The 15,874-nt window shown below is 66.6% G+C and carries 11 protein-coding genes and 1 pseudogene; all 12 read left to right on the forward strand.

Going from position 1 to position 15,874, the window contains the following annotated elements; genetic code table 11:
- Positions 1–5 precede the first annotated feature (5 nt).
- Entirely contained in the window at positions 6–1,067 is a 1,062-nt protein-coding gene (locus UB43_RS12465; protein WP_045211157.1) for an imelysin family protein, read from the forward strand.
- A gap of 24 nt (positions 1,068–1,091) precedes the next feature.
- The gene (locus UB43_RS12470) at positions 1,092–2,186 is read left to right on the forward strand and encodes a DUF1513 domain-containing protein (protein WP_045211159.1); all 1,095 of its coding nucleotides are present in this window, start codon (positions 1,092–1,094) and stop codon (positions 2,184–2,186) included.
- A gap of 741 nt (positions 2,187–2,927) precedes the next feature.
- Positions 2,928–3,137, forward strand: a pseudogene (locus UB43_RS30320) (methyl-accepting chemotaxis protein); the annotation flags it as partial.
- 228 nt (positions 3,138–3,365) lie between these two features.
- Complete coding sequence (locus tag UB43_RS30325) at positions 3,366–4,070, forward strand: methyl-accepting chemotaxis protein (protein WP_371318957.1); 705 nt, start codon at positions 3,366–3,368, stop codon at positions 4,068–4,070.
- A 290-nt stretch (positions 4,071–4,360) separates the two neighbouring features.
- Positions 4,361–5,482 (forward strand): efflux RND transporter periplasmic adaptor subunit, encoded by a 1,122-nt coding sequence (locus tag UB43_RS12480; RefSeq protein WP_045211163.1) that lies wholly within the window; start codon positions 4,361–4,363, stop codon positions 5,480–5,482.
- Positions 5,483–5,565: 83 nt separating this feature from the next.
- Positions 5,566–8,622 carry a multidrug efflux RND transporter permease subunit gene (locus tag UB43_RS12485; RefSeq protein WP_045211166.1) on the forward strand — a complete coding sequence of 1,019 codons (3,057 nt, stop codon included), beginning with the start codon at positions 5,566–5,568 and terminating at the stop codon, positions 8,620–8,622.
- Positions 8,623–8,962: 340 nt separating this feature from the next.
- A complete protein-coding gene (locus tag UB43_RS12490; RefSeq protein ID WP_052969535.1) occupies positions 8,963–9,436 on the forward strand; it encodes a GspH/FimT family pseudopilin in 474 nt (157 codons plus the stop codon).
- Positions 9,433–9,969, forward strand: coding sequence for a type IV pilus modification protein PilV (gene pilV / locus UB43_RS12495; RefSeq protein ID WP_045211168.1), 537 nt, complete (start codon positions 9,433–9,435; stop codon positions 9,967–9,969). The genes UB43_RS12490 and pilV overlap by 4 nt, the downstream gene beginning before the upstream one ends.
- An 8-nt stretch (positions 9,970–9,977) precedes the next feature.
- Positions 9,978–10,748: a PilW family protein gene (locus UB43_RS12500; protein ID WP_045211170.1), complete on the forward strand. Its 771-nt coding sequence runs from the start codon at positions 9,978–9,980 to the stop codon at positions 10,746–10,748.
- Positions 10,745–11,323: a PilX N-terminal domain-containing pilus assembly protein gene (locus UB43_RS28820; RefSeq protein ID WP_052969537.1), complete on the forward strand. Its 579-nt coding sequence runs from the start codon at positions 10,745–10,747 to the stop codon at positions 11,321–11,323. The genes UB43_RS12500 and UB43_RS28820 overlap by 4 nt, the downstream gene beginning before the upstream one ends.
- A 10-nt stretch (positions 11,324–11,333) precedes the next feature.
- Entirely contained in the window at positions 11,334–15,305 is a 3,972-nt protein-coding gene (locus tag UB43_RS12510; protein WP_045211173.1) for a pilus assembly protein, read from the forward strand.
- Entirely contained in the window at positions 15,302–15,739 is a 438-nt protein-coding gene (locus UB43_RS12515) for a type IV pilin protein (protein ID WP_045211175.1), read from the forward strand. The genes UB43_RS12510 and UB43_RS12515 overlap by 4 nt, the downstream gene beginning before the upstream one ends.
- Positions 15,740–15,874: the final 135 nt, after the last annotated feature.

The following is a 15,874-nucleotide window of genomic DNA, read 5'->3' on the forward strand; positions in this document are numbered from 1 at the left end:
CCACCATGTTCCGCCCCCGACTTCTGATCACCAGCCTCGCCATCGCCCTGGGCGCCTGCTCGCCCACCGACCCGCAGGCGACCACCAGCGCCACGCTGGCCCAGCAGGTGATCCTGCCGACCTACAGCCGCTGGGTCGACGCCGACCGCGCGCTGGCCGCCAGCGCCCTGGCCTACTGCCAGGGCAAGGAAGACCTGACCAAGGCGCGCGCCGACTTCATGGCCGCACAGAAGGCCTGGGCCGAACTGCAGCCGCTGCTGGTCGGCCCGCTGGCCGAAGGCAACCGCTCCTGGCAGGTGCAGTTCTGGCCGGACAAGAAGAACCTCGTGGCGCGCCAGGTCGAGCAACTGCTGGGCAGCGGCAACGCGATTTCCCCGGCGACCCTGGATAAGTCCAGCGTCGTGGTCCAGGGACTGACCGCCTACGAATACATCCTCTACGACGCCAAGATCGACCTCGCCAACGCCGAGACCAAGGCGCGCTACTGCCCGCTGCTGGAAGCCATCGGCAGCCACCAGCAGGCGCTGGCAGAGAACATCCTGGCGCAGTGGAAGCAGGACGGCGGCATGCTCGCCCAGCTCTCCAAGTTCCCCAACGAGCGCTACGCCGATGCCCACGAGGCCATCGCCGAGCTGCTGCGCGTGCAGGTCACGGCGCTGGACATGCTGAAGAAAAAACTCGGCACCCCGCTGGGCCGCCAGAGCAAGGGCATCCCGCAGCCGTTCCAGGCCGAAGGCTGGCGCAGCGACATGTCGCTGGCGAGCCTGGACTCCAGCCTGACCGGCGCCCAGGCGCTGTGGGACGGCACCGACAAGAAGGGCCTGCGCGCCCTGCTGCCGGCCGAGCAGAAAGAGCTGGCCGGCAAGATCGACGCGGCCTACGCCGATGTCCACGGCAAGCTGAAAGCCATCAACCAGCCGCTCAGCGAACTGCTCAAGGACGAAGCGGGCCTCAAGCAGCTGAACGACCTGTACGACAGCCTCAACGTCGTCCATCGCCTGCACGAAGGCGACCTGGCGAAGGCGTTGGGAGTACAACTCGGCTTCAACGCCAACGACGGCGACTGATCGAAAGCGAACGAGGTGAACGCCATGTTGCGACGTCACGTGATCGGCCTGGGCAGCCTGCTGCTCGGCGCCCTGACCTTCGGCGGCTGGACGCTGTCACGCAAGGGCAAGGAGCCCCTGGTGCTGTCCGCCCGTGACGACGCGGATGGCAAGCACTACGCCGTGGGCTATCGCCTGGATGGCAGCTGTGCCTTCGCCACCGAAGTCGGCCTGCGCTGCCACGACGTGGTGCAGCACCCCGAGCGGCCATTGGCGCTGTTCGTCGCCCGGCGGCCGGGGCGGCAGAGCTACCTGATCGACCTGAACGACGGCCGCCTGCTGCAGACCCTCGACTCGCAGGCCGACCGTCACTTCTACGGCCACGGCGTGTGGCACAAGGACGGCGAGTGGCTCTACGCCACCGAAAACGACACCACCGATCCGGGCCGCGGGATGCTCGGCGTGTACCGCTTCGATGGCGAGCGCCTGAGCCACACCGGCGAGATTTCTACCCACGGCCTTGGCCCGCATCAGGTGTCCTGGATGCCCGACGGCGAGACCCTGGTGGTCGCCAACGGCGGCATCCGCACCGAAGCCGAAAGCCGCGTGGAAATGAACCTCGACGCCATGGAGCCGAGCCTGGTGCTGATGCGCCGCGACGGCTCGCTGATCTCCAAGGAAACCCTGCCGCAGCAGATGAACAGCGTGCGCCACCTGGCCATCGCCAAGGACGGCACCATTGTCGCCGGCCAGCAGTACATGGGCGATGCCCACGACCGCGCCGACCTGCTCGCCATCAAGCGCCCCGGCCAGCCCTTCGAAGCCTTCCCGCTGGCGGACGAGCAGCGCCTGGCGATGACCCAGTACACCGCCAGCGTCGCCATCCACGACGAGCTGCGCCTGGTCGCCCTGACCGCGCCGCGCGGCAACCGCTTCTTCATCTGGGACCTGGACACCGGCGCCGTGCGCCTGGACGCGCCACTGCCCGATTGCGCCGGCGTCGGCGCGGTGAAGGACGGCTTCGTCGTCACCTCCGGACAGGGCCGCTGCCGCGTCTATGACTGCCGCATCGAGCGCATCGCCGGCACCCCGCTGGACCTGCCCCCGGCCTTCTGGGACAACCACCTGCACCTGGCCTGAAGCTGCGTCTGCGAAAGAACCGACGAGCGTAGGAGCGGACTCCGTCCGCGATGGACAGCCGGCTTGCTCGGAGTGGCCGGAAACCGATCGCGGACAAAGTCCGCTCCCACGCGACAAGGGGCCGCGGCATCAAGCGGAACGCCCGTCCCAGAGCGCTCCGCAGCCCTACCATTCATCTGCCCGGCCTCACAAACGCGCGCTCCCGGCCGATGCAAAGACTGACCGATTCCCACCTTGCGTCTTAGAGGCGTACCCACGATGTCCCCCAACACTTCCTTGCGTACCCAGATCCTTTCGCTGCTGGGCGGCAGCCTGCTGCTCGTGCTGCTGATCGCCCTCGCCTGCTTCCACTTCCTCTCCGGCAGCGTGGGCGCCTACCAGCGCCTGCTGGACGGCCCGCTGCAATCCTCACAACTGGTCGACCAGGCCAACCTGGCCTTCAAGGTCCAGGTGCAGGAATGGAAGAACGTCCTCCTGCGCGGCCAGCAACCGGCCGACCTGAACAAGTACTGGGGCCAGTTCGAGGACCAGGAGCGCGCCGTGCAGGACGTGCTCGGCCGCCTGGAACAGAACGCCAGTGACGAGCCGCCGCTCAAGGCCCAGGTAACCCGCCTGCGCGACGAGCACCGCCAGCTCGGCCAGGCCTACCGCAAGGGCCGCGATGCCTACCTCGCCGCCGGCAGCGACCCGCGCGCCGGTGACGCCGCGGTGAAAGGCATCGACCGCGCCGCCAGCGAGCAGATGGCCGCCCTGGTGGACAGCCTGCACCGCGACGCCCAGGAAGAAGCCAGGAGCATCTCCGCCAGCGCCCACAGCACCGCCATCGGCGGCAGCCTGATCCTGCTGATCTCCGGCCTCGCCCTGGGCCTGCTCAGCCTGTGGCTGGTCAATCGCAACCTGATCGGCCCGATCGCCCGCCTGATCGAGCACATCGCCCAGCTCAGCGAGGGCAACTTCGGCGAGCGCGTCGATGCCAGCCGTCGCGACGAACTGGGCCGCCTGGCCCGCGCCGCCAACACCCTGCGCGACTTCCTGGCCGAGACCTTCACCCGCTTGAAGCACAGCACCACCGAACTGGACACCGCCAGCGGCGAACTGAACGCCATCGCCACCCTGATGGCCGAAGGCACCCGCGAGCAGTTCTCGCGCACCGACCAGGTGGCCACGGCGATGCACGAGATGTCCGCCACCGCGCAGGAAGTCGCGCGCCACGCCTCCGACGCCGCGCGCGCTGCCGATGACGCCGACCAGCACGCCCAGCAAGGCGGCGAGGTGATGAAGACCACCATCGTCACCATCACCGAGATGAGCAACGAGATCGCCAACACCGCCGAAGTCATCCGCCGCCTGGAAAGCGACAGCGGGCGCATCGGCAAGGTGCTGGAAGTGATCCGCGGCATCGCCGACCAGACCAACCTGCTGGCCCTCAACGCCGCCATCGAGGCCGCGCGCGCCGGTGAAGCCGGCCGTGGTTTCGCCGTGGTCGCCGACGAGGTGCGCACCCTGGCCCAGCGCACCGCCGAATCCACCGCCGAGATCCACCAGATCATCGACACCGTGCAGACCGGCTCGGTGAACGCCCTGCGCGCCATCGAGAACGGCCAGACCCGCAGCGAGCAGGGTGTGGAGCGCGTCACCCAGGCCGGCGAAGTGCTGCGCAGCATCACCCACGCAGTGGAGGCGATCCGCGACATGAACCGCCAGATCGCCACCGCCGCCGAGGAACAGACCTCGGTCGCCGAGGACATCTCGCGCAACCTCACCGAGATCACCGCCATCGGCGCCACCAACGAGGAAAACGTGGTGCGCACCCAGGGCGCCAGCCGCCACCTGCACGGCCTCTCCGGCGAGATCGCCGACGTCACCCGCAAGCTCAGCGCCTGATCCGCTTGCGCCACATGGATGTGGCTCCCTTCCCTGCTTCCGCTGCTGCACCGATTCAGCGCGTATCTGCCGCAAACAACCTTACTTTTCGTGCGAAACCTCTTGTAATCGCAGCCCTTTGACTCGCCGCGCATTCAGGCATAAGGTGCGCAATTCCGCCCCGCAATGGGGCGTCCCACGTATCGGCTTCAGAGCCTGATCGACATCTGCGCGAACGGAAGGCCGCCCGGCCAATAGTGGGCGAGCGATCGCGCCCGATAGCTGCCAGGCACGTACCAAGGAACAGGAAGATGTTGCGCCGCATGCTGATCATGCTGGGCGTAGTTGCCGTCATCGTTGCGGTGCTCGCCGGCTCGAAATACCTCTCCATCAAGAAACAGATCGCCATGTTCTCGGCACCGCGTCCGCCGGTGAGCGTGAACGCCACCCAAGCCGAACAGCGCGACTGGCAGAGCCGCCTGCAGGCCATCGGTACCCTGCGCGCCATCCAGGGTGTGACCCTGACCGCCGAGGTTTCCGGCACGGTCAGCGCGGTGCAGTTCGTCTCCGGCGACAAGGTCAAGGTCGGCCAGCCGGTCGTGCAGTTGGAATCCGACGTCGAGCAGGCCACCCTGCGCACCGCCGAGGCGGACCTCGGGCTCGCCCAGGTCGAGTACGAGCGCGGCAAGAGCCTGGTGGGCCGCCAGGCCATTTCCAAGAGCGAATACGACCGCCTCGCTGCCCAGCTGAACCGTTCCACCGCTACCGTCGCGCAACTGCGCGCCGCGCTGGCGAAGAAGCGCATCCTCGCCCCCTTCTCCGGGACCATCGGCATCCGCCAGGTGGACGTCGGCGACTACGTGTCCCCCGGCACCGAGATCGTCACCCTGCAGGATCTTTCGACCCTGCAGGTGGACTTCTTCCTGCCCGAGCAGGACTTCCCGCTGCTCAAGCGCGGGCAGAAAGTCGTGGTGCGCGTGGCCGCCTATCCGGGCCAGAGCTTCGACGCGCAGATCGACGCCATCAGCCCGCGCGTGGACAACCAGACGCGCAACCTGCTGGTCCGCGCCAGCATGGCCAACCCCGAGGGCAAGCTGCTGCCGGGCATGTTCGCCAACCTGGAAGTGCAGTTGCCGGACAGCGCCCCGCGCGTCGTGGTCCCCGAGACCGCCGTCGCCTTCACCCTGTACGGCAACTCGGTGTACGTGGTGGTGCCGCACAAGCCCAAGGACGGCGAAAACGCGGAGGACGCCAAGGCCGACGACAAGACGCCGAAGCTGGACGTCGAGCGCCGCTTCGTGAAGACCGGCGAGCGCCGCGAAGGCAGCGTGGTGATCCTCGAAGGCCTGAAGGCCGGCGAGGAAGTGGTGACCTCCGGCCAGCTCAAGCTGGACAACGGCACCGCCGTCGCCATCGTCAAGGACCCGCAGTAATCGCATAGCCGGCGCGTCGCTCGATGCTGCGCGCCAACAGCCCCCGCCGTCATCCGGCAGGGTCCGCATTAAAGGATTGAGCTATGTTCACCGATCCCTTTATCCGTCGCCCCGTGCTGGCGACCGTGGTCAGCCTGCTGATCGTCCTGCTCGGCATGCAGGCCTTCAGCAAGCTGGTGATCCGCGAATACCCGCAGATGGAAAACGCGCTGATCACCGTCACCACCTTCTATGCCGGCGCCAACGCCGAGACCATCCAGGGCTACATCACCCAGCCGCTGCAGCAGAGTCTCGCCAGCGCCGAAGGCATCGACTACATGACCTCGGTGAGCCGGCAGAACTACTCGGTGATCTCGATCTACGCGCACATCGGCGCCAACTCCGATCGCCTGGTGACCGAGCTGCTGTCGAAGATCGGCGAGGTGAAGACCCAGCTGCCGCCCGACGCGGAAGACCCGGTACTGGACAAGGAGGCGGCCGACGCCTCGGCGCTGATGTACATCAGCTTCTTCAGCGAGCAGATGAACAATCCGCAGATCACCGACTACCTGTCGCGGGTGATCCAGCCCAAGCTCGCCACCCTGCCGGGTATCTCCGAAGCCGAGATCCTCGGTAACCAGGTCTTCGCCATGCGCCTGTGGCTGGACCCGGTGAAGATGGCCGCCTACGGCATCACCGCCGGCGACGTGGCCAGCGCGGTGCGCGAGTACAACTTCCTCTCCGCCGCCGGCGAGGTGAAGGGCGAGCTGGTGGTCACCTCGGTGAACGCCTCCACCGACCTGAAGTCCCCGGAAGCCTTCGCCGCCATCCCGCTGAAGACCGCGGGCGATCGCCGCGTACTGATGGGCGACGTGGCGCGCATCGAACTGGGCGCGGCGAGCTACGACGCGGTCAGCTCGTTCAACGGCATCCCGTCGGTGTACATCGGTATCAAGGGCACGCCCAGCTCCAACCCGCTGGACGTGATCAAGGAAGTCCGCGCCAAGATGCCGGAGCTGGAAGAGCAACTGCCGCCGGGCCTGCAGGTATCCATCGCCTACGACGCCACGCGCTTCATCCAGGCCTCCATCGACGAGGTGGTGAAGACCCTGGGCGAGGCGATCCTGATCGTCATCGTGGTGGTCTTCCTGTTCCTCGGCGCTTTCCGCTCGGTGATCATCCCGGTGGTGACCATCCCGCTGTCGATGATCGGCGTGCTGTTCTTCATGCAGGTGATGGGCTACTCGATCAACCTGCTGACCCTGCTGGCGATGGTGCTGGCCATCGGCCTGGTGGTGGACGACGCCATCGTGGTGGTGGAGAACATCCACCGCCACATCGAGGAGGGCAAGTCGCCGTTCCAGGGTGCCATCGAGGGCGCGCGGGAAATCGCCGTGCCGGTGGTGACCATGACCATCACCCTGGCCGCCGTGTACGCGCCCATCGGCTTCCTCAGCGGCCTCACCGGCGCGCTGTTCAAGGAGTTCGCCTTCACCCTGGCCGGCGCGGTGATCATCTCCGGCATCGTCGCCCTGACCCTGTCGCCGATGATGTGCTCGCGCCTGCTGCGCCACGACGAGAACCCCAGCGGCCTGGCCCATCGCCTGGACCTGATCTTCGAAGGCCTCAAGCGGCGCTACCAGTGCGCCCTGCACGGCACCCTGAACAGCCGCCCGGTGGTGATCGTCTTCGCCCTGCTGGTGCTGGCGATCATCCCGCTGCTGATGATGTTCACCCACAAGGAACTGGCGCCGGAGGAAGACCAGGGCATCGTCTTCATCATGGCCAACGCACCGCAGACGGCGAACCTGGATTACCTGTCGAAGTACACCGCCGAGTTCGAAGGCATCTTCCGCAAGTTCCCCGAGTACTATTCGGCGTTCCAGATCAACGGCTACAACGGCGTGCAGACCGGTATCGGCGGCATGCTGCTCAAGCCCTGGGACGAGCGCCAGCGCAGCCAGATGGAACTGCTGCACGCGGTGCAGGGCGAGCTGGACAAGATCCCCGGCCTGCAGATCTTCGGCTTCAACCTGCCATCGCTGCCGGGCACCGGCGAGGGCCTGCCGTTCCAGTTCGTGATCAACACCGCCAGCGACTACCAGTCCCTGCTGCAGGTGGCCGAGCGGGTGAAGAAGCGCGCGGAAGAGTCGGGCAAGTTCGCCTTCCTCGACCTCGACCTGGCCTTCGACAAGCCGGAGCTGGTGGTCGATATCGACCGCGCAAAGGCCGCGCAGATGGGCGTGACCATGCAGGACCTGGGCGTCGCTCTGGGGGCGCTGCTCGGTGAAGGCGAGATCAACCGCTTCACCATCGACGGGCGCAGCTACAAGGTGATCGCCCAGGTCGAGCGCGCCTACCGCGACAACCCGGGCTGGCTGAACAACTACTACGTGAAGAGCCAGAGCGGCCAGCTGATCTCGCTGTCCACGCTGGTGAACTTCCACGAGCGCGCGCGCCCGCGCCAGCTCAACCAGTTCCAGCAACTCAACTCGGCGATCATCTCCGGCGTGCCGATGGTCAGCATGGGCGAAGCCATCGACACGGTGCGCGGCATCGCCGAGCAGGAGTCACCGCGCGGCTTCTCCTTCGACTACGCCGGCGCCTCGCGGCAATTCGTGCAGGAAGGCAGCGCGCTGATGATCACCTTCGCCCTGGCACTGGCGGTGATCTTCCTGGTGCTGGCGGCGCAATTCGAGAGCTTCCGCGATCCGCTGGTGATCATGGTCACGGTGCCGCTGTCGATCTGCGGTGCGCTGATCCCGCTGTTCCTCGGCCTGTCGAGCCTGAACATCTACACCCAGGTGGGGCTGGTGACGCTGATCGGGCTGATCAGCAAGCACGGCATCCTCATCGTCGAGTTCGCCAATCAGCTGCGCCACGAGCGCGGACTGTCGGTGCGCGAGGCGGTGGAGGAAGCTGCGGCGATCCGCCTGCGCCCGGTGCTGATGACCACAGCAGCGATGGTGCTGGGCGTGACGCCACTGCTGTTCGCCAGCGGTGCCGGCGCGGTGAGCCGCTTCGACATCGGCGTGGTGATCGCCACCGGCATGAGCGTCGGTACGCTGTTCACCCTGTTCGTGCTGCCCTGCGTGTACACGCTGCTGGCCAAGCCGGACAAGAAGCCGGTTGAAGACCCCGTGCCAGCCACGGCGCACTGAAGCAAAAAGCCCCGCATCAGCGGGGCTTTTTTCTGGCGTGTCGGATAGTTCTGAACTCGGAGCATCCCTGTAGGAGCGAGCTTGCTCGCGAACCGCCTGATGCCCATGCATCAGGCAAACCCGTGTTCGCGAGCAAGCTCGCTCCTACAAAAACGGCCGTTGCCGGACGCCATTGCGGGGGGAGCACCTGCCGTCATCTGACAGACCATTCATACGCACTTTTCGACCGCCTGCTCCTTTATCTCAGCGTTGATACACAACCTCTAAATTCCCCATACACGCATCGCGTATCCCTGCGCGCCACTCGCCGGGAATCTCCGGCCCAACGTCGGAACCCGCCATGCCGGCAAACGCCCCAAGCCCAGGCTTCACCCTGGTCGAACTGATGGTCACCCTGGCCGTGCTGGCCATCCTCTCGACACTGGCCGCGCCGATGTTCGGCGACCTGATCCAGCGCAACAAGGTCGATGCCGCCAGCGGCGAACTGACCCACCTGCTGCAGTACGCCCGCAGCGAAGCCATCACCCGCGCCAGCGCGGTGACGGTCACCGCCGGGAGCGGCAACTGGGTCGGCGCGCTGAGTGTCGCCACCAGCAGCGAAACCCTGCGCCAGTACGGCAGCGAGGGAATCAACGGTGGCAGCGCGGTGACCGCGACCGGCAGCGCCAGCAGCCTGACCTTCCGCGCCGCCGGCACGCTCAGTGGCGCGGCACAGAGCATCCGCCTGTGCCCCAGCAGCGGCAGCAGTGGCCGACTGCTGAGCATCTCCAGCAGCGGGCAAATCACCAGCACCACCACGGAGTGCTCATCATGAGACGCGCCCACCGAGGTTTCAGCCTGCTGGAAGTGCTGATCAGCCTGCTGCTGGTCAGCGTCGGCGCGCTAGGCATGGCGGCACTGCAGGGCAAGAGCCTGCGCTACACCCAGGATGCGGTGCAGCGCAACGAGGCGATCATGCTCGCCCAGCAGTTGCTGGAGCAGATGCGCAGCAACCCCAAGGATGCCTTGAGCGCCACCCACAAATTCAGTAGCAGCTCGGCCTACTACAAGGTCGCCGGCACCGCCTTCGGTACCTCTTCGCGCAGCGATTGCGCCACCCGCGGGCGCGGCAACGGCGGCTCCGACGTGGCGAAAGCCGACCTCGCCTGCTGGCTGCAGGCGGTGCAGGCGACGCTGCCGGTGACCAGCTCGATCCTCAGCGCCAACTTCACCATCTGCCCCAGCCAGTCCGATGGCGCGTGCAGCAACGACGCCAGCTCCGCCGTGCTGATCCAGTTGGCCTGGAACGACCCCAGCGGCCAGTGCGACAACAACCTGTGCACCTACCGCCTGCGCGGCGAACTCTGAGGTCCGGCATGCCTGCTCATACACGTCCCCTGCAAAGACAGCCCGCACGCCAGGCCGGCCTGTCCCTGGTCGAGCTGATGGTCGCCCTGGCCATCGGCAGCCTGCTGATCCTCGGCGCCACCGAGCTGTACATCAACAACAAGGCGCACTTCCAGTTCCAGCAGGGGCAACTGGGCAACCAGGAAAACGCCCGCTACACGCTCCTGCTGCTGGACCAGCAACTGGCCCGCACCGGCTATCGCTACCTGCCCCAGGACAGCCAGGAAGTGGCCTTCCCGGCGCTGGCCAGCAGCAACGGTTGCCCATCGTTCAAGGCTGGCCAGACCTACCAGGCGAGCAGCGACGGCAAGGGCATCTGCCTGCGCTACCAGGGCGCCAGCGACAGCACCACGGAAGTCGCCGGTTCCAATGGCAACCAGTACGACTGCCTGGGCGCCTTCGTCCCGCGCGGTACGCGCGTGCTCACGCGCATCAGCTACGTTGCGGGCAGCACGCCGGCCGACGGCACCCTCACCTGCACGGCCCAGGGGGCCAGCGAGCAGGCACTGATCAAGGGCGTGGCGGGCTTTGCGCTGTTCGCCCTGCCCACCAGCACCGATGACAGCCAGGCGATCAGCTACGCGGCCTTGCTTGCCACGGGCGCGTCGACCCGCGGCGGCATGGGCAGCGACATCGCCAGCCGCTGGAAAACCCTCAGCGGCGCAACCCTCAGCGAGAACACCGCCTACGTCTACCAGATCGCCCAAGGCAGCGTGATGCTGCGGAACCTGATGCCATGAGCCCACGACACAACCTGCGCGCGCAACGCGGCGCCACCCTGGTCATTGCCCTGGTGATGCTGCTGCTCGGCACCCTGATTGCCCTGAGCAGCATGCGCAGCACCACCACCGAGACCCGGATCATCGGCAACCTCAGCGAACAGCAGCATTCGCGGGCCGCCGCCGAGTCGGCGCTGCGCGAAGGCGAGCGCCGGCTGGCGGCGCAGACCAGCCTGGACCAGGGCTCGGCGAACTGCACCACCAGCGTCGCGCAGCACGCCAACCTGTGCATTCTGGTCAGCGACAAATACTCCTCCAACGGCAAGGCCAGCGCCGACTGGTGGAGCAGCGACGCCACCTCCATCGCCTACCTGGGCATGGACGGCAGCTCCACCTTCGACCCGGTGCCGCGCTGGAACACCGCCTACATCGCCTTCGACCCGGCCGACTCCAACGGCAACGTGCAGATCACCGACCCCGACGAACGCTCCCAGGGGCGCGGGCCGCACTACTACCGGGTGAGCGCTGCCGCCCGCGCCGACGGGCAGCGCCTGATGAGCGTGCTGCAGACCGTCACCATCCGCCGTTACTACTGAGGAGCCTGACGTGAGCCGACGTCCCGCCCAGCCCTTCCTGCTGTTCCTGTTCGGCGGCCTGCTGCTGGCCACCGCGCTGCCCACCGATGCCGCGACGCTGACCCTGAGCCAGCAGCCGCTGTTCCTCACCGAGGGCGTGGCGCCGAACATCATGGTGACCATCGACAACTCCAACAGCATGCGCTGGAGCTTCGCCCCCGATGGCATGAACCCCACCACCGGCAGCACCTACAACGGCTACAGCGCCGACCAGGTGCGTACCAGCCGGCGCGCCAAGTCGTCCACCTTCAACCCGCTGTACTACAACCCCAACGTCACCTACCAGGCGCCCTACAACGTCCTCTACAGCAACGCCGTCACCACCTACACGCCGCTGACCACCAGCTTCACCGCGGCCTATGTGAACGGCTTCAAGAGCGCCAAGGGCAGCCTGGACCTGAGCTCGGCGTACAAGGTTTCCTGGGAATACGACACCGCGCGGGCGACCACCGACAGCACCTACTGGACCTACACCGGCTACAGCTCCTACAGCAGTCCCGACAAGGTCTACTACCTGGCGGCGAACCCGTCATCGGACTTCAGTTCGAGCAGTACCTCGTCCAGTACCAGCAGCTCCGCCAGTGTGAGCGGTTCCACCACGTCCACTGGCAAGTCGGCCTCGCTCACCGGCGGCGGCACCTACACCGTCACCGCCAAGAGCAACAGCTGCACCGCGACCATCACCAACCCGAAGTCCAGCACCGGCTCGACCACCACCAACAGCGACGGCAGCACCTCCAGCACCACCACCGCCGTCAGCTACTCCACCGCCAGTTGCTCCTACACCACCAGCGGCAAGACCACCACCTACACGGTGACGTCCACCGCGACCACCACCCTGACAACGACCACCACCTACCCGGACCGCACCAAGGCCGCAGTGCCGGCGTACTACTACGTCTACAGCACCGCGCTCAGCGGCTGCACCAGCAGCGTCAACGATGACAACTGCTACAAGCTGGTGACCGTATCCTCCACCTCCGGCACCAACGGCAGCGACGAGCGACAGAACTTCGCCAACTGGTACAGCTTCTACCGCAACCGCGAACTGGCGACACAATCAGGCGCCAACCTCGCCTTCGTCACGCTGCCGGAGAACACCCGTCTCAGCTGGCAGGCCCTGGGCACCAGCGATACCTGCATCACCAGCAGCTCGTACCTGTCGAGCTACAACTGCCGCGGGCTGAGCAACACCAGCACCAGCTACTACGACAACCGCCTCGGCACCTTCTCCGGCGCGCACCGGGCCAAGTTCTTCGAATGGCTGGGGGACATCTATTTCAACCAGGGCACCCCGCTGCTGGACGCCGTCGACCGCGTCGGCTCGCTGCTCAGCGTCACCGGCAAGTACAGTCCCTACGCCTACTCCATCGGCAGCAGCGAAACGCCGCTGTACAGCTGCCGGGCCAGCTACAGCATCACCCTCACCGACGGCATCTGGAACACCGCCGGCAGCCATGGCGACTGGGACAGTACCAGCCGCACCCTGCCCGACGGCCAGGCCTACAGCGCACGGGCGCCCTACAAGGACAGCGCCTCCAACACCCTCGCCGACCTGGCGTTCAAGTACTGGGCCACCGACGCCCAGCCGAACATCGCCAACAACGTCAGCACCTACATCGCCGAGAGCAACAGCAACGCCACCACCCAGTACTGGAACCCGAAGAACGACCCGGCTACCTGGCAGCACATGGTCAGCTACTTCGTCGGCCTGGGCCTGACCACCAGCCTGACCAACCCGGCCTGGGGTGGCGACACCTACTCCGGCGACTACAGCAAGCTGGCCGCCGGCACCCTGAGCTGGCCCGCGGCTTCGTCGGGCAGCGCCAACAACGTCTACGACCTGTGGCACGCGGCAATCGACTCCCGTGGCGAATTCTTCAGCGTCGACTCGCCCGATGACCTGGTCTCCGCCCTGCAGAACGTGGTCAACCGCATCTCCCAGCGCGAGGACTCCGGCGCCGCGCCGGCACTGGTCAGCTCGCCGCTGCTCAATGCCGACAGCAGCACTGCCGACAGCGAGCTGTACAGCTACACCCCGAAGTTCGCCAGCACCGACTGGAGCGGTGACCTGATCAAGTACCTGCAGAACACCGCCAACGGCAGCCAGACCTCGGTGTGGAGCGCCCAGGACGTGATGGACAGCACCTACGGCAGCGGCAACAGCGCCTGGTCCACGCGCACGGTGAAGATGGCCGGCAGTACCGCCGGTACGCTGAAGGACTTCACCTGGAGCAACCTCAGCAGCGCCCAGCAGAGCACCCTCAACAAGACCCTCGCCAACGTCACCGACAGCAATGGCGAGAAGCGCGTGGCCTACCTGCGCGGCGACCGCAGCAACGAAGGCACGCTGCTGCGTACCCGCAGCACCGTGCTGGGCGACATCATCGACTCCTCGCCGGTGCTGGTCGGTCCGCCCAACCGCCTGGCCTCGCTGATGAACGCCACCGTCAGCAGCACCGACACCTCCTACACCACCTTCAAGAGCACCTGGAGCGCGCGCCCCACGCGCCTCTACGTCGGCGCCAACGACGGCATGCTGCATGCCTTCGATGCCGACGGTAAGGAAGTCTTCGCCTACGTCCCCAGTGCCGTGATCAGCAACCTCTACAAGCTGAGCGACAGCGACTACACCAGCGCCACCCACCAGTACTACGTGGACGGCTCGCCGGTCACCGCCGACGTCTACTACGGCGGCGCCTGGCACACCGTGCTGGTCGGCACCCTGCGCGGCGGCGGCCGCGCGCTGTTCGCCCTGGACATCACCGACCCGGCCAACATCAAGCTGCTCTGGGAGAAGAGCTACAGCGACAGCGACTACAGCGAACTGGGCTTCACCTACTCGCGGCCGACCATCAGCCTGCTGCACAACGGCACCTGGGCAGTGATCCTGGGCAATGGCTACAACGGCGCCAGCGACAAGGCCGTGCTCTACCTGATGGACGTGAAGGACGGCAGCCTGATCAAGGCCTTGACCGTCAGCGACGGCAAGACCACCGCCAATGGCCTGGCCACCCCGCGCGCCGCCGATATCAACGGCGACCTGATCACCGACTACGTCTACGCCGGCGACCTGCACGGCAACCTCTGGCGCTTCGACCTGACCAGCTCCGGCAGCCTGACCTCCAGCACCACCGCCAGCAGCTTCCGCGTCGGCTTCGGCGGCTCGCCGCTGTACAGCGCGACCACGACGGCCGGGCAAGTGCAGCCCATCACCAGCGCGCCCTACCTGGTCAAGCACAGCTCCGGCACCGGCTACCTGGTGATCTTCGGCACCGGCAAGTACATCGAGTCCGACGATGCCGATCCGAACACCACCCAGGTGATGGGCCTCTACGGCATCTGGGACCGGCAGACCGCGGGCGAGGCCGCCAGCACCACGCCCACGCTCGGCCGCAGCAAACTGCAGCAGCAGACCATCACCCAGAGCGAGGTGACCACCTCGTTCGACAACAGCGGCACGGCGGTGAGCCAGACCATCCGCACCGTCAGCGACAACGCCGTCACCTGGTACGACAGCAGCGGCAACGTCTCGCAGTACGGCTGGTACCTGGACCTCCCCGCCACCGGCGAAATGGTGGTCAACAACCCCTACGCCACTTCCGGCGTGCTGCTCGCCAGCACCCTGACGCCCAACGAAGACCCCTGCGCCGACGGCGTCACCACCTGGCTGATGTCGCTCGACCCGTACACCGGCGGCGCCACCGACTTCGCCACCCTGGACCTGAACAACGACGGCGTGGTGGACGACAACGATCTGTACAACGGCAGCGTCGTCTCTGCCTTGCAGATGTCAGGCCTGAAGGGCGGTTTCACCGTCGGCAGCACCAGCGCCAGCAGCAGCAACGTCAACGCCTGCGGCAGCGACGGCTGCGTGAGCGTGGCAACCAGCGGCGCCAGCTCCGGACGGCAGAACTGGCTGAACATCAAGGAACAGGAATGAACAGGCACTACCGGCAGGATGGCTTCACCCTGATGGAGCTCATGGTGGTGGTGGCGATCGTGGCGATCCTCGCCGCCGTCGTCTACCCCAGCTACCAGGAATACGTGCTGCGCGGCAAACGCGCGGAAGGCCAGGCCCTGCTCAACCAGGCCGCGTCGCAGGAAGAGCGCTGGTATGCGCTCAACTCGGTGTCCGGCTACGTCACCGAGCAGTCTTCGGTGGCCAACCTGAAGCTGGCCGGTACCAGTGGCAGCACCGTCACCTCCCCCACCGGCCTGTATACCCTGAAGGTAGGAGGCGGCAGCAGCGACGGCGGCTATACGCTGACGGCCAACCCGACCTTCACCGACAGCAAGTGCACGCAGCTGACCCTGACCGCCCAGGGCCAGAAGGGCAGCAACGGGACGGGCAGCGTGAGTGATTGCTGGCGCTGAATCCCGGCCGGGCGCTCCCAGAGTTTCACTCCGCTGCCAGCCCCCCTGTAGGAGCGAGCTTGCTCGCGAACTGCCTGACACCGTAGTGCCAAGCAAACCTCTGTTCGCGAGCAAGCTCGCTCCTACAAAAAGCGA

The sequence above is a fragment of the Pseudomonas sp. 21 genome (genome assembly GCF_000955805.1).
Taxonomy (GTDB): Bacteria; Pseudomonadota; Gammaproteobacteria; order Pseudomonadales; family Pseudomonadaceae; genus Pseudomonas.

Excerpts from the sequence above, each read along its gene's own strand:
- UB43_RS12465 (WP_045211157.1), top strand. The coding sequence starts at position 6 with ATGTTCCGCCCCCGACTTCTGATCACCAGCCTCGCCATCGCCCTGGGC.
- UB43_RS12470 (WP_045211159.1), top strand. The coding sequence starts at position 1,092 with ATGTTGCGACGTCACGTGATCGGCCTGGGCAGCCTGCTGCTCGGCGCC.
- UB43_RS30325 (WP_371318957.1), top strand. The coding sequence starts at position 3,366 with ATGTCCGCCACCGCGCAGGAAGTCGCGCGCCACGCCTCCGACGCCGCG.
- UB43_RS12480 (WP_045211163.1), top strand. The coding sequence starts at position 4,361 with ATGTTGCGCCGCATGCTGATCATGCTGGGCGTAGTTGCCGTCATCGTT.
- UB43_RS12485 (WP_045211166.1), top strand. The coding sequence starts at position 5,566 with ATGTTCACCGATCCCTTTATCCGTCGCCCCGTGCTGGCGACCGTGGTC.
- UB43_RS12490 (WP_052969535.1), top strand. The coding sequence starts at position 8,963 with ATGCCGGCAAACGCCCCAAGCCCAGGCTTCACCCTGGTCGAACTGATG.
- pilV (WP_045211168.1), top strand. The coding sequence starts at position 9,433 with ATGAGACGCGCCCACCGAGGTTTCAGCCTGCTGGAAGTGCTGATCAGC.
- UB43_RS12500 (WP_045211170.1), top strand. The coding sequence starts at position 9,978 with ATGCCTGCTCATACACGTCCCCTGCAAAGACAGCCCGCACGCCAGGCC.
- UB43_RS28820 (WP_052969537.1), top strand. The coding sequence starts at position 10,745 with ATGAGCCCACGACACAACCTGCGCGCGCAACGCGGCGCCACCCTGGTC.
- UB43_RS12515 (WP_045211175.1), top strand. The coding sequence starts at position 15,302 with ATGAACAGGCACTACCGGCAGGATGGCTTCACCCTGATGGAGCTCATG.